General features: G+C 44.4%; 14 protein-coding genes. 11 read left to right on the top strand and 3 right to left on the bottom strand.

Annotation, left to right across the window (positions count from 1 at the left end):
- Positions 1 to 347: 347 nt before the first annotated feature.
- The 3 genes from F0231_RS05945 to F0231_RS05935 all read left to right on the top strand — a co-directional run bounded on the left by F0231_RS05945 (position 348) and on the right by F0231_RS05935 (position 3,477).
- A complete protein-coding gene (locus F0231_RS05945; RefSeq protein WP_171758801.1) occupies positions 348 to 1,343 on the top strand; it encodes a TRAP transporter substrate-binding protein in 996 nt (331 codons plus the stop codon).
- A 97-nt stretch (positions 1,344 to 1,440) separates the two neighbouring features.
- On the top strand, positions 1,441 to 2,112 hold the full coding sequence (locus tag F0231_RS05940; RefSeq protein ID WP_171758800.1) for a TRAP transporter small permease: 672 nt from the start codon (positions 1,441 to 1,443) through the stop codon (positions 2,110 to 2,112).
- A gap of 3 nt (positions 2,113 to 2,115) precedes the next feature.
- On the top strand, positions 2,116 to 3,477 hold the full coding sequence (locus F0231_RS05935; protein WP_171758799.1) for a TRAP transporter large permease: 1,362 nt from the start codon (positions 2,116 to 2,118) through the stop codon (positions 3,475 to 3,477).
- 87 nt (positions 3,478 to 3,564) lie between these two features.
- Here F0231_RS05935 and F0231_RS05930 read toward each other — a convergent pair whose 3' ends face one another.
- The 3 genes from F0231_RS05930 to F0231_RS05920 form a co-directional block, all read right to left on the bottom strand.
- Positions 3,565 to 3,903 carry a hypothetical protein gene (locus F0231_RS05930; protein ID WP_171758798.1) on the bottom strand — a complete coding sequence of 113 codons (339 nt, stop codon included), beginning with the start codon at positions 3,901 to 3,903 and terminating at the stop codon, positions 3,565 to 3,567.
- A gap of 66 nt (positions 3,904 to 3,969) precedes the next feature.
- On the bottom strand, positions 3,970 to 5,310 hold the full coding sequence (locus F0231_RS05925; protein ID WP_171758797.1) for a sigma-54 dependent transcriptional regulator: 1,341 nt from the start codon (positions 5,308 to 5,310) through the stop codon (positions 3,970 to 3,972).
- A gap of 13 nt (positions 5,311 to 5,323) precedes the next feature.
- Complete coding sequence (locus F0231_RS05920) at positions 5,324 to 7,111, bottom strand: ATP-binding protein (RefSeq protein ID WP_171758796.1); 1,788 nt, start codon at positions 7,109 to 7,111, stop codon at positions 5,324 to 5,326.
- Positions 7,112 to 7,617: 506 nt separating this feature from the next.
- Between F0231_RS05920 and tig the strand changes: the two genes are divergently transcribed.
- The 8 genes from tig to cmk all read left to right on the top strand — a co-directional run bounded on the left by tig (position 7,618) and on the right by cmk (position 17,235).
- On the top strand, positions 7,618 to 8,922 hold the full coding sequence (gene tig, locus F0231_RS05915; protein ID WP_171758795.1) for a trigger factor: 1,305 nt from the start codon (positions 7,618 to 7,620) through the stop codon (positions 8,920 to 8,922).
- Positions 8,923 to 9,027: 105 nt separating this feature from the next.
- Positions 9,028 to 9,654, top strand: coding sequence for an ATP-dependent Clp endopeptidase proteolytic subunit ClpP (gene clpP / locus F0231_RS05910; RefSeq protein ID WP_171758794.1), 627 nt, complete (start codon positions 9,028 to 9,030; stop codon positions 9,652 to 9,654).
- A gap of 64 nt (positions 9,655 to 9,718) precedes the next feature.
- Positions 9,719 to 11,002, top strand: a complete 1,284-nt coding sequence (gene clpX, locus F0231_RS05905; protein ID WP_171758793.1) for an ATP-dependent protease ATP-binding subunit ClpX — start codon at positions 9,719 to 9,721, stop codon at positions 11,000 to 11,002.
- A gap of 129 nt (positions 11,003 to 11,131) precedes the next feature.
- On the top strand, positions 11,132 to 13,483 hold the full coding sequence (gene lon, locus F0231_RS05900) for an endopeptidase La (RefSeq protein ID WP_171758792.1): 2,352 nt from the start codon (positions 11,132 to 11,134) through the stop codon (positions 13,481 to 13,483).
- Between the two features lie 193 nt (positions 13,484 to 13,676).
- Positions 13,677 to 13,949: an HU family DNA-binding protein gene (locus tag F0231_RS05895; protein ID WP_004414742.1), complete on the top strand. Its 273-nt coding sequence runs from the start codon at positions 13,677 to 13,679 to the stop codon at positions 13,947 to 13,949.
- 176 nt (positions 13,950 to 14,125) lie between these two features.
- Positions 14,126 to 15,985 (top strand): peptidylprolyl isomerase, encoded by a 1,860-nt coding sequence (gene ppiD / locus F0231_RS05890; RefSeq protein WP_171758791.1) that lies wholly within the window; start codon positions 14,126 to 14,128, stop codon positions 15,983 to 15,985.
- A gap of 179 nt (positions 15,986 to 16,164) precedes the next feature.
- A complete protein-coding gene (locus F0231_RS05885) occupies positions 16,165 to 16,410 on the top strand; it encodes a helix-hairpin-helix domain-containing protein (RefSeq protein WP_253825736.1) in 246 nt (81 codons plus the stop codon).
- A 144-nt stretch (positions 16,411 to 16,554) separates the two neighbouring features.
- Positions 16,555 to 17,235: a (d)CMP kinase gene (gene cmk / locus F0231_RS05880; RefSeq protein ID WP_171758789.1), complete on the top strand. Its 681-nt coding sequence runs from the start codon at positions 16,555 to 16,557 to the stop codon at positions 17,233 to 17,235.
- Positions 17,236 to 17,336 lie beyond the last annotated feature (101 nt).

Below are 17,336 nucleotides of genomic sequence, written 5' to 3'. Positions count from 1 at the left end.
AGGTGGGCAATCATGTCTCCTTATTGCTCACCTCATCTCTGTAACGAAAATGGCAGCTCAATGGGCTGCCATTTGTTTTATCTGAGCCCTTATCTATCCCGATTGAGGCTTTCTCCTCATCACTTCCTTAATTAGCGAAAAGTCACCCAAACCGTTTAGTTCAATGGGTGGATTCCTACCCAAATTAGATAGCGCATTTTGCGTCATATCACGTTAGGTTTTTTGGGGTATTCTAAGTTTATGATTTTATTTATTTAATTTTAGTTTGATTAGTTGGCCTACATATTGCCCTTATCAATGTATCAACGCCCAGTGATGGGGTTGTTCATTTAACAAGGAGAATAATAATGTTTAAGCCATTGACCCTACTATCTGCTTCGATTCTTGCTGTGACCAGTTTTAATGCAGCGGCGAACTGTGACCCTGGTGAAACGGTGATTAAGTTCAGCCACGTAACCAACACAGATAAACACCCCAAAGGTATCGCGGCTTCATTACTCGAAAAACGTGTTAACGAAGAGATGGATGGAAAAATGTGTATGCAGGTTTTCCCAAACTCGACGCTTTATGATGACAACAAAGTGCTTGAAGCGCTGCTAAACGGTGACGTGCAATTTGCTGCCCCTTCTCTTTCTAAATTTGAAAAGTTCACGAAGAAGTACCGTATTTTCGATTTGCCATTCCTATTTGAAGATGTTGAAGCGGTGGATCGTTTCCAAAACTCTGAGTCTGGTGAAAAGCTGAAAAATGCGATGCGTCGTCGTGGTCTGCAAGGTCTGGCGTTCTGGCACAATGGTATGAAGCAGATGTCGGCTAACAAGCCGCTACTGACGCCTGCAGATGCAGAAGGTCTGAAGTTCCGTGTTCAAGCTTCTGACGTGTTGGTTGCTCAGTTTGAGCAACTTGGTGCAAACCCACAGAAAATGTCATTCAAAGAAGTGTATGGCGGCCTACAAACTAAGGTTATCGATGGTCAAGAAAACACATGGTCAAACATCTACGGTAAGAAGTTCTTTGAAGTACAAGACGGCATTACTGAGACTAACCACGGCATCCTAGATTACCTAGTAGTTACGTCTAAAGACTTCTGGAAAGGTCTACCAGATGATCAACGTAATCAGCTAGCTAAGATCATTCAAGAAGTGACAGAAACACGTAATGCAGAGTCTTCACGCGTTAACCTAGCGAACAAGAACAACATCATCGAAGCGGGTGGTGAAGTACGTACGCTTACTCCAGAACAGCGTCAACAGTGGGTGACGGCTCTTCAACCTGTGTGGAAGAAGTTTGAGAAGGACATCGGTTCTGATCTGATCGAAGCGGCACTAGCTTCAAACAAATAATAACTATATCCCCCTAACTTTTGGCCCTCTTAATATCTGATTAACAGGTATATCGGGAAGAGGGCCTTTCTTTACCTGCGATAAAGCGAAGTAACTTATGGAACAGTCTATTTTTGCCAGAATTGGGAAGGTGACAGACGCAATTGAGGAGACCCTCATCGCGTTCTTTCTCGGAGCAATGACCTTGCTTACCTTTGCTAACGTGATATTTCGATATGTGTTCAATGACAATATCTTATGGGCGTTAGAACTTACGGTGTTTATGTTTGCGTGGATGGTGCTTGTCGGCGCATCTTATGGCGTGAAAAAGCATTTTCACATCGGTGTGGATGTCGTGATTAACCTCGCGCCTGAACAGCTCAGAAAAATTTATGCCTTGATTGCTGCCGCTTGTTGTCTTGCGTTTTCAATTCTTCTGCTTGTTGGTGCTTGGAACTACTGGTATCCGTTTGCGACCGATCGTGCTTGGTATGAGACTGACGATATTCCAATGCCTGAAATGCTTCAATTTATGGCAGATTGGCTCAATGAAGGTGAGCGATACGAAAAGCTACCTCGCTTCATCCCTTATATGGCACTACCCATTGGTATGGCGTTGCTGACGTTCCGTTTTGCTCAAATTACTGTGCAGATTATGACTGGTAAATTAGACCGCTTAATTGCGGGACATGAAGCAGAGGAAGAACTAGAAGCCCTAAAAGAGGAGCTCAAAGACGCAGGCGAGGCAATGGAGCCGAATAAAAACAACAACCAGAACAAGGAGAGCTAAGCCATGGAAATCCTATTCTTATTCGTCATGGTGATTGGCTTTATGCTGGTGGGCGTACCAATTGCTGTCTCTTTAGGTTTATCGAGTATTATTTTCTTGATGATGCACTCTGATGCGTCATTAGCTTCGGTGGCTCAAACGCTGTTCAACGCATTTGCTGGCCACTATACGCTGCTTGCGATTCCTTTCTTCATTCTAGCTTCAAGTTTTATGTCGACAGGCGGTGTAGCGAAACGAATCATCCGTTTTGCAATTGCAATGGTGGGTTGGTTCCGTGGCGGTTTAGCGATGGCATCGGTTGTGGCATGTATGATGTTTGCCGCACTATCAGGTTCATCACCGGCGACCGTTGTGGCAATTGGTAGTATTGTTATCGCGGGTATGATCAAAAACGGATACTCAAAAGATTTCGCAGCAGGGGTTATCTGTAACGCAGGTACGCTTGGCATCTTGATTCCGCCATCCATCGTAATGGTTGTGTATGCCGCTGCTACCGATGTTTCTGTAGGTCGAATGTTCCTTGGTGGTGTGATTCCTGGGCTTCTTGCTGGTGTGATGCTGATGATTGCCATCTACATTGCTGCGCGCGTAAAGAATTTACCGAAACAGCCATTTGTCGGTTGGGGTGAAATGTTCGCAGCTGCGAAAGACGCAAGTTGGGGTTTGTTGCTGGTTGTCATCATCCTTGGTGGTATCTACGGCGGTATTTTCACGCCAACAGAAGCAGCAGCCGTCGCAGCCGTGTATTCATTCTTGATTGCAAACTTTATCTACAAAGATATGGGGCCATTTGCGGATAAAGAGAACAAAAAGCCAGCTTTGGTGAAAATTGTCCAATCGTTCGTGCATAAAGATACCAAACATACGCTGTATGAAGCGGGCAAATTGACCATCATGCTGCTGTTTATTATTGCCAACGCTTTGATCTTAAAACACGTCCTGACTGAAGAACGTATTCCGCAAATGATCACAGAGTCAATGCTATCGGCTGGTCTTGGGCCAATTACTTTCTTGATTGTCGTGAACGTACTACTGCTGATTGGTGGTCAGTTTATGGAGCCGTCGGGTCTGCTGATTATCGTAGCGCCATTGGTTTTCCCAATTGCAATTGCACTGGGTATCGACCCAATTCACCTAGGTATCATGATGGTAGTGAACATGGAGATCGGCATGATAACGCCGCCGGTAGGTCTCAATTTGTTTGTGACCGCTGGGGTGGCGAAAATGTCGATGATGCAAGTGGTCAAAGCGGCACTACCTTGGGTGGCGGTGATGTTCCTTTTCCTCATCATTGTGACTTACGTGCCATGGGTATCGACTTGGTTGCCGACGACACTGATGGGACCAGAAATCATCACTAAATGATAGAAGCTGGTTAGATAGCCTATAACGAAAAGCCCAGATTGATTGTCAATCTGGGCATTCGGAAATTTAGGGCAGTGGTGTGTGAACTTAGCTACCGATGTCGTATTTTGCTTTCACCGGTCCACACACTTGTTGATAACGCTCTTGCGCCGCTTTAGCACTTTTGAATTCAATCATTGCTTCTGAATAGCCCATAGCGGTACCAAACTCTTCCATTACTTTTACATCATCTGTAAGTACATCTGTACGACCTTTGGCCAGTTCCGCCATGTATGAACCAAAGTCCGCATTTTCATCAATGCCTGCTGCCCAACCAAGGCAGTGAGCGACATCTTGCTTCTCAAACTCATTGAACCCTTCGTCAGCGAAAGATGCGGCAGAAAACAAAGAAACGATAATAGTGGCTGCGATAGATAATTTTTTCATGGGGAGTCCCTCTTAAATGCGATGAACTCAATTTACCGAACTGAATATGAATAAAATGTGAATGTTCTATTCACTTTTGTATTTACTCTTATCTAGGCCATATTTTTGCATTTTGTCGTAAAGTGTTTTTCTTGCCAACTGCAGGTGTTCCATAGTGTGTTTGATACTGCCATCACACTGGTCAAGCGCCTGTTCTAAGATGCTTTTCTCGAACTCCGCCACTTGCTGGGCAAGGCTATAAACTTCATCACTTGATTCACTGTCACAAAATTGCCCCAGTTTACCGAGCAGCACAAAGCGCTCTGCTGCATTTCTTAACTCTCTGACATTGCCGGGCCAATCATGAGTCATCAAGTTTTGGATCTGTTTGTTATCAATGGCAGGGGCTGATTTGCCATAGCGCGCAGCCGCAACCAATAAGAAGTGGTGAAAGAGGGTGAGGATGTCCTCTTTACGCTGCCTTAATGGTGGCAGGTCTAGCGTAACTACGTTGAGACGATAATAGAGATCTTCTCGAAATGAGCCTTCTGCAGAGGCTTGTTTTAAGTCGACTTTGGTTGCGGCGATAACACGAATATCAATGGGGATGAGTTCATTAGAACCGACACGCTCGATAACTCGTTCTTGTAAAACGCGCAGTAGGCGTATCTGAGCTTGCATCGGCATCGACTCAATCTCATCAAGAAAAAGTGTACCGCCTTGAGCATGCTCAAGCTTACCGATACGTTGGCTATCGGCCCCAGTAAACGCCCCTTTTTCATGACCGTAAAGCTCACTTTCAATCAAATTCTCCGCGACGGCACCACAGTTAATGGCAACAAAGTTATTGTCGCGTCTAGAGCTTTGCTCGTGAATAGAACGAGCAAATAGCTCTTTACCCGTCCCGGTTTCGCCAAACAGTAAGATATCAGCACTTGTATCAGCGATATGGATAATGGTGTCACGCAAAGCTTGGATAGAAGGTGTATCGCCAATGATTCTGGGACCAAGTGTCTGGCTGGCCTTTAAGCTTCGTTTTAGCGTTTGGTTCTCGAGGGTTAAATCACGCTTTTCTAACGCTCTGCGAGTAGTATCGATAAGACGGTCAATCGGAAAAGGTTTTTCAATAAAGTCATACGCTCCGTTTCTTAGCGCGTTAACGGCCATAGAAATGTCCCCGTGGCCTGTAATCAAAATAACAGGAATGTCTGGGTCTTGGTGCAAAATACTGGTGAGAATGTTTTCGCCAGACAAGCCCGGCAAGCAGATGTCGGTAATGACGACTTTAGGTAATCCGTCTTGCTTAATGGCGAGTAATGCCTCTTCCGCGCTAGCAAAAAAGCGTGCGGAGATCTCTTCCAGTTCGAAACTTTGTTCTATGGCAAGACGGATATCACTTTCATCATCAATGAATATTACATCGTACATCGACATTCCTTTTCTATTCTTGTTCTGCTTCGGTTGGCAACATTAACGTGAATCGCGCTCCGCCCAATGGTGCTTGATCAATGGACAGATCGCCGTTCATCGCTTGCATTATTTGGTGCGAAATGGACAACCCTAGTCCTAAGCCGTTTTTCTTCGTGGTGTAGAAAGGCTCAAACAGTTGGGTACGTTGGTCAAAAGGGATACCCGGTCCGTTATCATCCACATGTATTTGTAAGCTTTCAGACTGAAGAGTGACAGCAAGCGTTATCTGCTTGTCACTTTGTTCTTCGAGTGCTTGGATAGCATTCGTCAGTAAGTTAATTAACACTTGTTCAAATTGAATGGCGTTAATTCTTACTTTAGGTAACGTTGGCTCAATAGCGGTGGTTAGTCGGATTTGATTGGCTTTAAACTGCGGAGCAAGTAGCTCTTTTGCAGCAACGATAACAGGTTCGATGTCGAGCGCACTCACGTCATTGCTGTCACTTTTACGGGCGAATGAGCGAAGCTGATTACTGATCTTCGCCATGCGTTCAGTGAGCGCTGAAATTCGCATTAAATTGTCATCGACACGCTCGACGTGTTGCTTCTCAAGGAAACGTCGGCCGTTGTCGGCAAAACTACGAATCGCGGCCAAGGGATTGTTGAGTTCATGACTAATGCTGGCTGACATTTGGCCTAGTACCGCAAGTTTCGCAGCTTGAATCAACTCGTTCTGAGTTTGGCGTAAGGCGGTGTCGGTCTTCTCTCTTTCGCTTATCTCTGCTTGCAGTTCCGCAGTACGTTCCATTACCAAAAACTCAAGCTTTTGCTTAGCTTCAGATTGCAGCTGTTCGAACTGACGCTTTTTGAGCTGTCTTTGATAAGTGAGCTGAAGCGATAAGTAAGCAATAACGAAAACAAGCGTTACGATAAGAACAAAACTGAGGGTGGACCAAAGTAACATTACTTTTGAGGTCAGTACTCTAATTGTTAGATCGTGCTCATCCAATGTTTGCGAAGAGACTAAGTAGTCGTTTTCAAACCCTGGGATCGCGGGGTTACGCAGTTGAGTGTGCTTAGCATGTAGATCGCCGACCAAACGAAACGAGCGGATAGGTGTATCGAGGTACTGGCGACTATTGAGAATCGCTTGTCTTTGGGATTCTGACAGTGTGGCCAGACTGCGAAAAAGCCACTCTTCATTACTCGACATAAAAATCACATTATATCTATCGGTAGCGACAAAAGTGCTTGTTCGGTTTTGCCAGTTTGCCTCGAGGGCAGTGAGATCCATTTTAACCACGATGACGCCAATCACATCGGCGGCATAGGTAACCGGGTAAGAGAAGTAATAACCACGCTGCTTTGAACTTGAGCCCAATGCAAAGTACTGACTTGGCTTACCTTGAATCGCCTTAGAGAAATAGGGGCGCCAAGCGTAATTGCGAGCAATGAACGAACGGTCTAAATTCCAGTTGCTCGCGGCAATAGTGTTGCCAAATTCGTCTAGCAGGTAAGTGTCTGTAGATTGAATCGTGGTATTGATTTGTTGTAAGTATCGATTGGTTAGTTCGATTTGCGCCGAGTTATTTGGGTTTTGTAAGGCCGCAATGATCTCGGTGTCTTTAGCTATCAATTGAGGAAGGTGAGCGTACTTATCAAGCTTACTTGCAATGAACTCAGCAAAACGCTCAAGCTGTTCTTCATGCAGGGCAAATTGTTTGTCTTCACTTGATTGCCAAACCCAGCTAGACCCGCCAAAAATGATGACGAGATAAAGTGCAAAGAGATACAACTTGCTACGACGAAACGCCAACATCACTCACCCTGTGAAACTTCATTGAACGTTAATAGCGTAAAGGCTTTTGTTATGAATGTGTTGATTGGTATTGATAAAGTGAGGGATAAAACCGGACTTAGATCTACTTTTGATCTTTAATCGAAAAAAAACGTTAGTTTCTCTTGAAAAAGGCATTAATGTCCCCATTTCTGGAAACAAAGCAGTCATTATTGACGCTTTTTTTAGCAGTTAAGTGAGTTTTTAGGTGAATCCCGTAGCGATCGTGGGGCTAGACTCGACAGCTATCGTTCTGGTCGGTAGAATGCTGCGTCTAAATTTTTATCCTGAGGCTAATCGGAGATACCTTTTGACCGAATTTAATTCGTAAGGATATCGCTAATTAGTCCGATGATTGACTCGTCAGTTATCGATACTCGATTTATAGAAGAGTACTCATAGAGTACAAACAAGGATGGGTCTTACCTCCTTTACGGAGTAGGGCACATAAGCTCAGTTATCTGAGCCAGTTTTGAGGTTAAAGAATAATGCAAGTTACTGTTGAAACGCTAGAGGGCCTAGAGCGCCGTCTAAACATTACTGTTCCTGCTGCAAACATCGAAGATGCTGTAACAGCTGAACTACGCAACATCGCAAAAAACCGTCGTTTCGATGGTTTCCGTAAAGGCAAAGTGCCTCTAAAAATGGTTGCGAAGATGTACGGCAAAGCAGTACGTCAAGACGTGATGGGCGAAGTAATGCAACGTCACTTCATCGAAGCGATCGTTAAAGAGAAGATCAACCCAGCAGGCGCACCTACTTTCGCACCAGTTGAAGGCGCTGAAGGTCAAGACCTAGTATTCAACGCAACTTTTGAAGTTTACCCAGAAGTTGAGCTGAAAGGTCTAGAAAACATCACTGTTGAAAAACCAACAACTGAAGTTAACGACGCTGACGTTGAAGAGATGATCGACACTCTACGTAAGCAACAAGCGACTTGGACTGAAGTTGAAGAAGCTGCAGGCGAAGGTACTCGTGCAACTATCGACTTCGTTGGTTCTATCGACGGTGAAGAGTTCGAAGGCGGTAAAGCTGAGAACTTCCCACTAGAAATGGGCGCTGGTCGCATGATTCCTGGTTTTGAAGACGGTATCGCAGGTAAGACTGCTGGTATGGAATTCGAAATCGACGTGACTTTCCCAGAAGATTACCACGCTGAAAACCTAAAAGGTAAAGCAGCGAAATTCGCTATCAAACTAAGCAAAGTTGAAGCTCGTGAGCTTCCAGAACTAAACGACGAGTTCGTTTCTAAGTTCGGTGTTGCTGAAGGTGGCGTTGACGCTCTTAAAGCTGAAGTTCGTAAGAACATGGAGCGCGAACTTAAGCAAGCTATTAAGAACCGCATCAAAGAGCAAGCTATTGACGGTCTAGTTAAAGAGAACGACATCGACGTGCCAGCTGCACTTATCGATCAAGAAATCGGTACTCTACGTCAACAAGCTGCACAGCGTTTCGGTGGTAACCCAGAAGCTGCTGAGCAACTTCCACGTGAGCTGTTCGAAGAGCAAGCTAAGCGTCGCGTAGTTGTTGGTCTTCTACTAGGTGAAGTAATCAAGTCTGAAGAGCTAAAAGCTGACGACGAGAAAGTGAAAGCACTTATCTCTGAAATGGCAACTGCATACGAAGATCCAACAGAAGTTATCTCTTACTACGAGCAGAACGAGCAAATGATGAACAACATGCGCAACGTAGCTCTAGAAGAGCAAGCGATTGACGCAATCATCGCTAAAGCACAGGTTTCTGAAACAGAAGTTAGCTTCAACGAGCTAATGAACCAACAGCAGCCTGCTTAATAAGCAATAAATTGCTGAGAAGGTTGACTTAGCGTTAACTATTCTGCTAACAATGGTCCGTATGATATGTATCATACGGGCCATTTATTTTAGGGACATAAGAATATGAGCTACCAAGAAAAAAATACAATGCCATCGATTATGGACGCACTAGTACCAATGGTGGTTGAACAGACTTCCCGTGGTGAACGTTCTTACGATATCTATTCTCGTTTGCTGAAAGAACGTGTGATTTTCTTGACTGGTCAAGTGGAAGACCACATGGCAAACCTTGTCGTGGCACAGCTACTTTTCCTAGAGTCAGAGAACCCAGACAAAGACATTTTCCTATACATCAATTCACCGGGCGGTAGTGTAACAGCAGGTATGTCCATCTATGACACCATGCAGTTCATCAAGCCAAATGTAAGTACAGTGTGTATGGGTCAAGCGTGCTCAATGGGTGCCTTCCTGCTTGCTGGTGGTGCACCAGGTAAGCGATACGTACTACCTAACTCACGTGTAATGATTCACCAACCACTTGGCGGTTTCCAAGGGCAGGCGTCTGATATTCAGATCCACGCGCAAGAAATCCTAACGATCAAACAAAAACTAAACACTCTACTTGCTGAACATACTGGTCAGCCTCTAGAAGTGATTGAGCGTGACACTGATCGTGATAACTTTATGGCTGCTCAACAAGCGGTTGACTATGGTCTAGTGGATGCGGTTCTCACTCATCGCGGTGAATAACTAGCAACATTGCCATATATTGATATACACTCAAAACATATGAGTAAGGCTAAGAGGTTAGCGAATGACAGATAAAAGCAAAGAGAGCGGTAGTAGTAAGCTTCTTTACTGCTCTTTCTGCGGTAAAAGCCAGCACGAAGTTCGCAAGCTAATCGCTGGTCCGTCAGTCTATATCTGTGACGAATGTGTCGACTTATGTAACGACATCATTCGTGAAGAAATTAAAGATGTTCTACCGAAAAAACAGTCTGAAGCACTGCCAGTGCCTCGTGACATTCGAGAGCACCTAGATGACTACGTGATTGGTCAAGATTACGCGAAGAAAGTGCTAGCAGTAGCCGTTTATAACCACTATAAGCGTTTACGTAACGGCGATACGACAAGCGAAGGTGTAGAACTTGGTAAAAGTAATATCCTTCTTATTGGTCCTACTGGTAGTGGTAAAACACTATTGGCAGAGACGCTTGCTCGTTTCCTAGATGTACCGTTCACAATGGCTGACGCAACAACGCTAACTGAAGCGGGTTATGTTGGTGAAGACGTAGAAAATATCATTCAGAAACTTCTACAGAAATGTGACTACGACGTAGCGAAAGCAGAACGTGGTATCGTGTACATCGATGAAATCGATAAGATTTCTCGTAAAGCTGAAAACCCATCAATCACACGTGATGTGTCTGGTGAAGGTGTTCAGCAAGCGCTTCTAAAACTGATTGAAGGCACAGTCGCTTCTGTACCACCACAAGGTGGTCGTAAGCATCCTCAGCAAGAGTTCCTGCAAGTAGATACGTCTAAGATCCTATTTATTTGTGGTGGTGCTTTTGCTGGCCTTGATAAAGTTATCGAGCAGCGCGTTGCTACAGGTACAGGTATCGGCTTCGGCGCAGAAGTTCGTTCTAAAGACGAAACCAAAACAGTCGGTGAGCTATTCACTAAAGTTGAGCCAGAAGATTTGGTTAAATATGGCCTAATCCCTGAGTTCATTGGTCGTCTTCCTGTTACGACAACACTAACAGAGCTGGATGAAGACGCACTTATCCAGATCTTATGTGAGCCAAAGAACGCACTGACTAAGCAATATGCAGCGTTATTTGAACTAGAAGATGCGGAGCTTGAGTTCCGTGAAGATGCACTACGCGCAATCGCTAAGAAAGCGATGGAGCGTAAAACAGGTGCTCGTGGTCTACGTTCAATCCTAGAAGGTGTACTTCTAGAAACAATGTATGAATTGCCATCGATGGACGACGTAAGTAAGGTTGTGATTGATGAGTCAGTGATCAAAGGCGAATCTGATCCGTTGCTAATTTACAGCAATTCAGATAATCAAGCCGCAGGCGCTGAATCTTAATCCGATTCACATAAATCGATACTAATAGAAAGGGAGTAATCAATTACTCCCTTTTTTTTATTCTTTCATTGAATCCAAGTAATTAAGCCCCATATACTCCAAATAGGACTAAGCGGAAGAGAGAATAATATGAACTTGGAACGTTCCGAACGTATCGAGATCCCAGTACTACCTCTAAGAGATGTAGTCGTTTACCCGCACATGGTAATTCCACTGTTTGTTGGCCGAGAAAAGTCGATTGCTTGCCTTGAAGCGGCGATGGACAACAACAAGCAGGTACTATTAGTAGCGCAAAAAGAAGCGGATACTGATGAGCCAACTCAAGCGGATATGTTTGGTGTTGGTACCGTTGCGACCATCCTTCAACTACTTAAGCTACCAGACGGCACAGTGAAAGTGCTAGTTGAAGGTCAGCAGCGTGCAAAAATCAATCATTTCATTGAAAACGATTTCTTCCTAGCTGAAGCGCAATATCTAACCACAAGTGAATTAGATGAGCGTGAACAAGAAGTAATTGTTCGCAGCGCAATCAACCAATTTGAAGGCTTCATTAAGCTTAATAAAAAGATTCCACCTGAAGTGTTAACTTCGCTAAGTGGTATCGACGAAGCTGCTCGCCTTGCTGACACGATTGCAGCGCACATGCCTCTAAAACTAGCTGAAAAGCAAAATGTCCTTGAGATTCTTGATGTTACCGAACGTCTTGAGTTCTTGATGGGGCAGATGGAATCAGAGATTGACCTACTGCAAGTCGAGAAGCGTATCCGCACTCGCGTGAAGAAGCAGATGGAAAAATCTCAGCGTGAGTATTATCTGAATGAGCAGATGAAAGCGATCCAAAAAGAGTTGGGTGAAAGCGAAGATGGTGTAGATGAGTTCGAAACTCTGAAACAAAAAATCATCGACTCTAAAATGCCTCAAGAAGCACGCGAAAAGACAGAGCAAGAGCTACAAAAGCTTAAAATGATGTCACCAATGTCAGCAGAAGCGACAGTGGTACGTGGCTACATTGATTGGATGCTAGGTGTTCCTTGGACGAAACGTTCAAAAGTGAAGAAAAACCTAGCGAAGGCAGAAGAGATCCTGAACGAAGACCACTACGGACTTGAGCGCGTCAAAGAGCGCATCCTTGAGTACTTAGCGGTACAAAATCGTATCAACAAGCTGAAAGGGCCTATCCTATGTCTTGTTGGGCCTCCTGGTGTCGGTAAAACATCTCTTGGTCGCTCTATTGCGGCTGCGACTGGTCGTAAGTACACACGTATGGCGCTTGGTGGCGTTCGTGATGAAGCAGAGATTCGCGGTCACCGACGCACTTACATTGGTTCAATGCCAGGTAAGCTTATCCAGAAAATGTCGAAAGTTGGCGTGAAAAACCCACTCTTCCTTCTTGATGAAATCGACAAAATGTCTTCAGATATGCGTGGTGATCCGTCATCAGCACTGCTTGAGGTTCTTGACCCTGAGCAGAACAACGCATTCAATGACCACTACCTAGAAGTGGACTACGATTTGTCTGACGTTATGTTTGTTGCGACATCGAACTCAATGGATATCCCAGGTCCACTGCTTGACCGTATGGAAGTGATCCGCCTTTCTGGTTATACCGAAGACGAAAAACTGAACATTGCGAAGCGTCACTTGGTTGATAAGCAAGTTAAGCGTAATGGCCTGAAAGCAAACGAGATTCAAATCGAAGACTCAGCAATCATTGGTATCGTTCGTTACTACACTCGTGAAGCAGGTGTTCGTAGCCTAGAGCGTGAAATTTCTAAGATTTGTCGTAAAGCAGTGAAGAACATTTTGCTAGATGCAGATCTGAAGTCAGTGACCGTAACTATGGATAACCTAAAAGACTACTTGGGTGTTCAGCGTCATGACTTTGGTAAAGCAGACGATAGTAACCGCATCGGTCAAGTGACTGGTCTAGCATGGACTCAAGTTGGTGGTGACCTACTGACGATTGAAACGGAATCTATGCCAGGCAAAGGGAAACTGACTCAAACCGGCTCTCTTGGCGATGTAATGAAAGAGTCAATCCAAGCGGCAATGACCGTGGTACGTTCTCGCGCTGAAAAACTGGGTATCAACTCAGACTTCTACGAGAGGCGTGATATTCACGTACATGTACCAGAAGGTGCAACACCAAAAGATGGCCCAAGTGCGGGTATCGCCATGTGTACTGCTTTGGTTTCTAGCTTAACGGGTAACCCTGTGAAAGCGGAAGTAGGCATGACAGGTGAAATTACCCTTCGCGGTGAAGTTCTACCGATCGGTGGCTTGAAGGAAAAACTTTTAGCAGCGCACCGTGGTGGCATTAAAACGGTACTGATTCCAAAAGACAACGAACGTGATCTGGAAGACATTCCTGAAAATGTTATTGCTGATCTTAAAGTAATTCCAGTGCAGTGGATTGATGACGTGCTGAAGGTTGCTTTGGAAAAAGACCCATCAGGTGTCGAATTTGCTGCAGTAAAATAGTGATATGTAGCAAAAATAAGTAAAAGATTACGCTGATACGCATAAAAAGGCTTGTCAGCGTTTTTTTTGGGCGCTAACGTTAGCGACTATAGCTTCGAGCCTTACTACACAAGGGTTTGTCGCTGATTTGAAATAAAATGGAACGTAAAGCCATCTATAAAAAAATGAACAGATGGCACAAAGGGGAATCACAGTGAATAAAACACAATTAGTAGAAAAAATTGCAGAAAATGCAGACCTATCAAAAGCTTCAGCTGGCCGTGCTCTAGACGCATTCATCGAAGCAGTGGGCGATACTCTGCAGTCTGGTGATCAAGTTGCTCTAGTTGGCTTTGGTACGTTCAGCGTACGTACTCGTGCAGCACGTACTGGTCGTAACCCTAAGACTGGCGAAGAGATCCAAATCGCAGAAGCTAAAGTACCAGCATTTAAAGCAGGTAAAGCTCTTAAAGATTCTTGTAACTAATCAAAAATTCGCCAGTTAGGCTGAATTTTTCGAACCTTTTTAAATTATGCGCATCTTACTGATGCGCATTTCTTTTTCTGGTATTATCGCGCTAATCGATTTTGTTTTAATTTTGAATATACCGTACTCAATCCTATATTTGAGATGCGATATATTGAGCGGAGAGTAATTTAAGTATGATGGACCGATTACGCGAAGGCGTTAACAGCATCGCGGTAAAAATTATCCTAGGGCTTATCATCCTATCTTTCGTGTTTGCAGGTGTTGGTAGTTACATTGTCGGTGGCTCTAACAACGCAGCAGCAAAAGTAGGCAATGTGGAAATTGGTCGTGGCGAGTTTGAGCAAGCGTATCAAAACGAACGTAATCGTATGCAAGCGCAGCTTGGTGATTACTTCTCTACCTTACTTGCAGACCCTACTTACGTAGAATCTTTCCGTAAGTCTGTACTCGATCGAATGGTCAATGATGTACTTTTAGAGCAACATGCTGAAGCATTGGGTCTACGTGTTAGCGATACGCAGGTACGCACACTGATTCTAGAAATGCCTCAGTTCCAAGTTGATGGTAAGTTCGATCAAGAAATCTACCAATCAGCACTACGCCGCGCAGGTTTCAACGCAGAAAGTTTTGCAGAATACCTTCGTCGTGACCTAGTTCGTAACCAACTTCTAACCGCGATTCAAGGCAGTGACTTTTCACTACCTGGCGAAGTAGCAGCACAAAGCAAGCTTCTGACGCAAACGCGCGAAATTAAGAAAGTTACTTTGTCTCTTGATGATTTCGCAGCGAAAGCTGAGTTGTCTGAGCAAGAGATCAACGAGTACTACACGCAAAACCCTGAGCGTTACACTCGTCCAGAACAAGTAAAAGTGGCTTACCTCGAACTTTCTGCGCAAGCATTGAAAGAAGGTATCGAGGTTAGCGACGAGCAGGTAGAGCAATACTACCAAGAGCATCTTGACAAATATTCTTCAGAAGAGCAGCGTCGCGTAAGTCATATCCTTATTGAAGGTGACGATGAAGCAAAAGCACAAGCTATTCTTGATGAGTTGAATGGTGGCGCTGATTTTGCAGCCCTAGCTGAAGAGAAATCAGATGACTTTGGTAGCGCATCAGAAGGTGGTTCTTTAGGCTGGATTGAACGTGATGTTATGGACCCTGCATTTGAAGAAGCGGCGTTCGCTCTTAAAAATATTGGTGAAACAACTGAGTTGGTTAAATCTGACTTCGGTTACCACATTATTAAGCTTGATGAGCTGAAAGCATCAGAGTCTATGCCTCTAGCTGAAGTTGCTGTAGAAATTAAGCAAGAGCTTAAAGATCAGCAGGCAATTGATCAGTACTACGAGCTTCAAAGTGAGTTAGAGACGATTGCATTCGAATACCCTGATTCACTAGATGACGCAGCAGCGGCGATCAATGCAAAAATCCATACAACAGACTTCATTTCTCAACTGGATGCTCCTGAGTTGCTGAAAGCACCAGCCGTTTTACAAGCGATTGTTAGCCCTGAAGTGAAAGAAGATGGCCTTAACTCTGAGGTGATTGAAATCGCACCAGAGCATGTGATTGTTGTGCGTGTAGAAGATGCTCGTGATGAAATGGTTCTTCCATTAGCAGATGTTCGTGAACAAGTAATGACGACACTATCGAAAGTGAAAGGCGAACAAAGTGCTATTGAGCTAGCAGACCAATTGGTTAAAGAGCTTAAAGATGGTAAGCAAGACCTTCTAGTTGATAACGAACTGGCGTTTAGCGAAAGCGAAACGGTAGATCGTAGTTCTCCACTTGCTGATGTTGTTTTTGCAATGACTAAACCTGCAGAAGGTGCTGTTGAATTTGCTCAAGCAAAAGACCTAAATGGTGACATTGTGGTTGTTGAGCTTACTGAAGTCGCTTCTATGTTCAGCACGCAGTATAACGAGCAAATTGCTCAGCAAATGGCACAGATGAGTTCTCAGCAAGACCTTTCTGGCTTGATCAGCATTCTGCGTAAGACGATTGATATTGAATATTACGTTGTGACACAGTAAGTGCTCTTCGTGTAATTGATACATAAGTTAAAACGGGCTGCATTTGCAGCCCGTTTTGTTTTGCTCTTTGAAGTCTATTCGTTTAAGCGTTGGCAGTTTACGCTAGCGGAAAAGATTGAAAGGAGATCAATATGTTGAAACAGCTAATGATGGTATTTGCTCTAGCTTTGTTTGCCTCTATGGCAATGGCAAGTGATGTGACACCAAACCCCAAATATGAAGGAATAGATATCACGGTTAATATTAATCAAGCGAGTGCTCAAGAACTGGCGGATTTATTGATAGGTATTGGGTTGAAAAAAGCGCAAGCGATTGTCGAATACCGCGACACTCATGGCAAATTTGAAACCGCCAATGATATGGTCTTAGTGAAAGGAATAGGGGTTTCGACGGTTGCAAAAAATCTCGAAAGAATAGAGCTTTAACTGATGTAAAGAGTGCTAATGCGCTCTTTTTTTTATTTACCCCCAATCCTACCTAGAACCTCTGCAGTTTTACCTCTATAATTTCACGCCAAAATAAAGGTCAAAGCGCATCAGCATTGATCAGCAACTAACGTGGAGTTAAACATGTCGTCTCATACACCGGTCGTTACCGTTGATGGACCAAGTGGTGCTGGTAAAGGCACACTTTGTATGCTTTTAGCAAAAAAGCTAGGTTTTCACTTACTTGATTCTGGCGCTATTTACCGAGTATTAGCACTTGCTGCAATTCATCATGGTGTTGACCTAGAGTCTGAAGAGGCTTTAGTTCCACTAGCGACACACCTTGACGTTCAGTTCATTGCAGAAGGGGACTTAGTTAAAGTTATCCTAGAGGGTGAAGACGTATCAGGTGAACTTCGCAAAGAAGAGACTGGCATGGCAGCATCAAAAGTTGCTGCACTTCCACGCGTTCGTGAGGCGTTACTTCGTCGTCAGCGCGCATTTGCGGAAGGTAAAGGTTTAGTTGCTGATGGCCGTGACATGGGAACGGTCGTTTTTCCACAAGCGGAAGTGAAGATCTTCCTTGATGCTAGCGCTGAAGAGAGAGCGAATCGTCGCCTTAAACAGTTGCAAGGCAAAGGCTTAGATGTTAGATTTGACGACCTTTTGAGCGAGATCCAAGAGCGTGACGACCGAGATCGTAACCGCCCAGTGGCGCCACTACGCCCTGCAGAGGATGCGCTTTTGCTAGATTCTACCTCGATGAGTATCGACGAAGTGGTAGAAAAGGCACTACAATATATCGAATCGAAGCTAGTCGCTTAGGCGGCTAGGTAAGAGCGTTGGTCGCAAGGATGATGACTGGCGAATTTAATAACCCCATGCGGTAGGATACCCGTGGACGTTTAATTTATTGAAGATTAAAT

Source organism: Vibrio sp. RE86, assembly GCF_013114545.1.
In the GTDB taxonomy this organism is placed as follows: domain Bacteria; phylum Pseudomonadota; class Gammaproteobacteria; order Enterobacterales; family Vibrionaceae; genus Vibrio.
This window is presented reverse-complemented; position numbering and strand designations above follow the sequence as displayed.

Excerpts from the sequence above, each read along its gene's own strand:
- clpP (WP_171758794.1), top strand. The coding sequence starts at position 9,028 with ATGAGCTACCAAGAAAAAAATACAATGCCATCGATTATGGACGCACTA.
- lon (WP_171758792.1), top strand. The coding sequence starts at position 11,132 with ATGAACTTGGAACGTTCCGAACGTATCGAGATCCCAGTACTACCTCTA.
- F0231_RS05885 (WP_253825736.1), top strand. The coding sequence starts at position 16,165 with ATGGCAATGGCAAGTGATGTGACACCAAACCCCAAATATGAAGGAATA.
- clpX (WP_171758793.1), top strand. The coding sequence starts at position 9,719 with ATGACAGATAAAAGCAAAGAGAGCGGTAGTAGTAAGCTTCTTTACTGC.
- ppiD (WP_171758791.1), top strand. The coding sequence starts at position 14,126 with ATGATGGACCGATTACGCGAAGGCGTTAACAGCATCGCGGTAAAAATT.
- tig (WP_171758795.1), top strand. The coding sequence starts at position 7,618 with ATGCAAGTTACTGTTGAAACGCTAGAGGGCCTAGAGCGCCGTCTAAAC.
- F0231_RS05940 (WP_171758800.1), top strand. The coding sequence starts at position 1,441 with ATGGAACAGTCTATTTTTGCCAGAATTGGGAAGGTGACAGACGCAATT.
- F0231_RS05945 (WP_171758801.1), top strand. The coding sequence starts at position 348 with ATGTTTAAGCCATTGACCCTACTATCTGCTTCGATTCTTGCTGTGACC.
- cmk (WP_171758789.1), top strand. The coding sequence starts at position 16,555 with ATGTCGTCTCATACACCGGTCGTTACCGTTGATGGACCAAGTGGTGCT.
- F0231_RS05920 (WP_171758796.1), bottom strand. The coding sequence starts at position 7,111 with ATGTTGGCGTTTCGTCGTAGCAAGTTGTATCTCTTTGCACTTTATCTC.
- F0231_RS05925 (WP_171758797.1), bottom strand. The coding sequence starts at position 5,310 with ATGTACGATGTAATATTCATTGATGATGAAAGTGATATCCGTCTTGCC.
- F0231_RS05935 (WP_171758799.1), top strand. The coding sequence starts at position 2,116 with ATGGAAATCCTATTCTTATTCGTCATGGTGATTGGCTTTATGCTGGTG.
- F0231_RS05930 (WP_171758798.1), bottom strand. The coding sequence starts at position 3,903 with ATGAAAAAATTATCTATCGCAGCCACTATTATCGTTTCTTTGTTTTCT.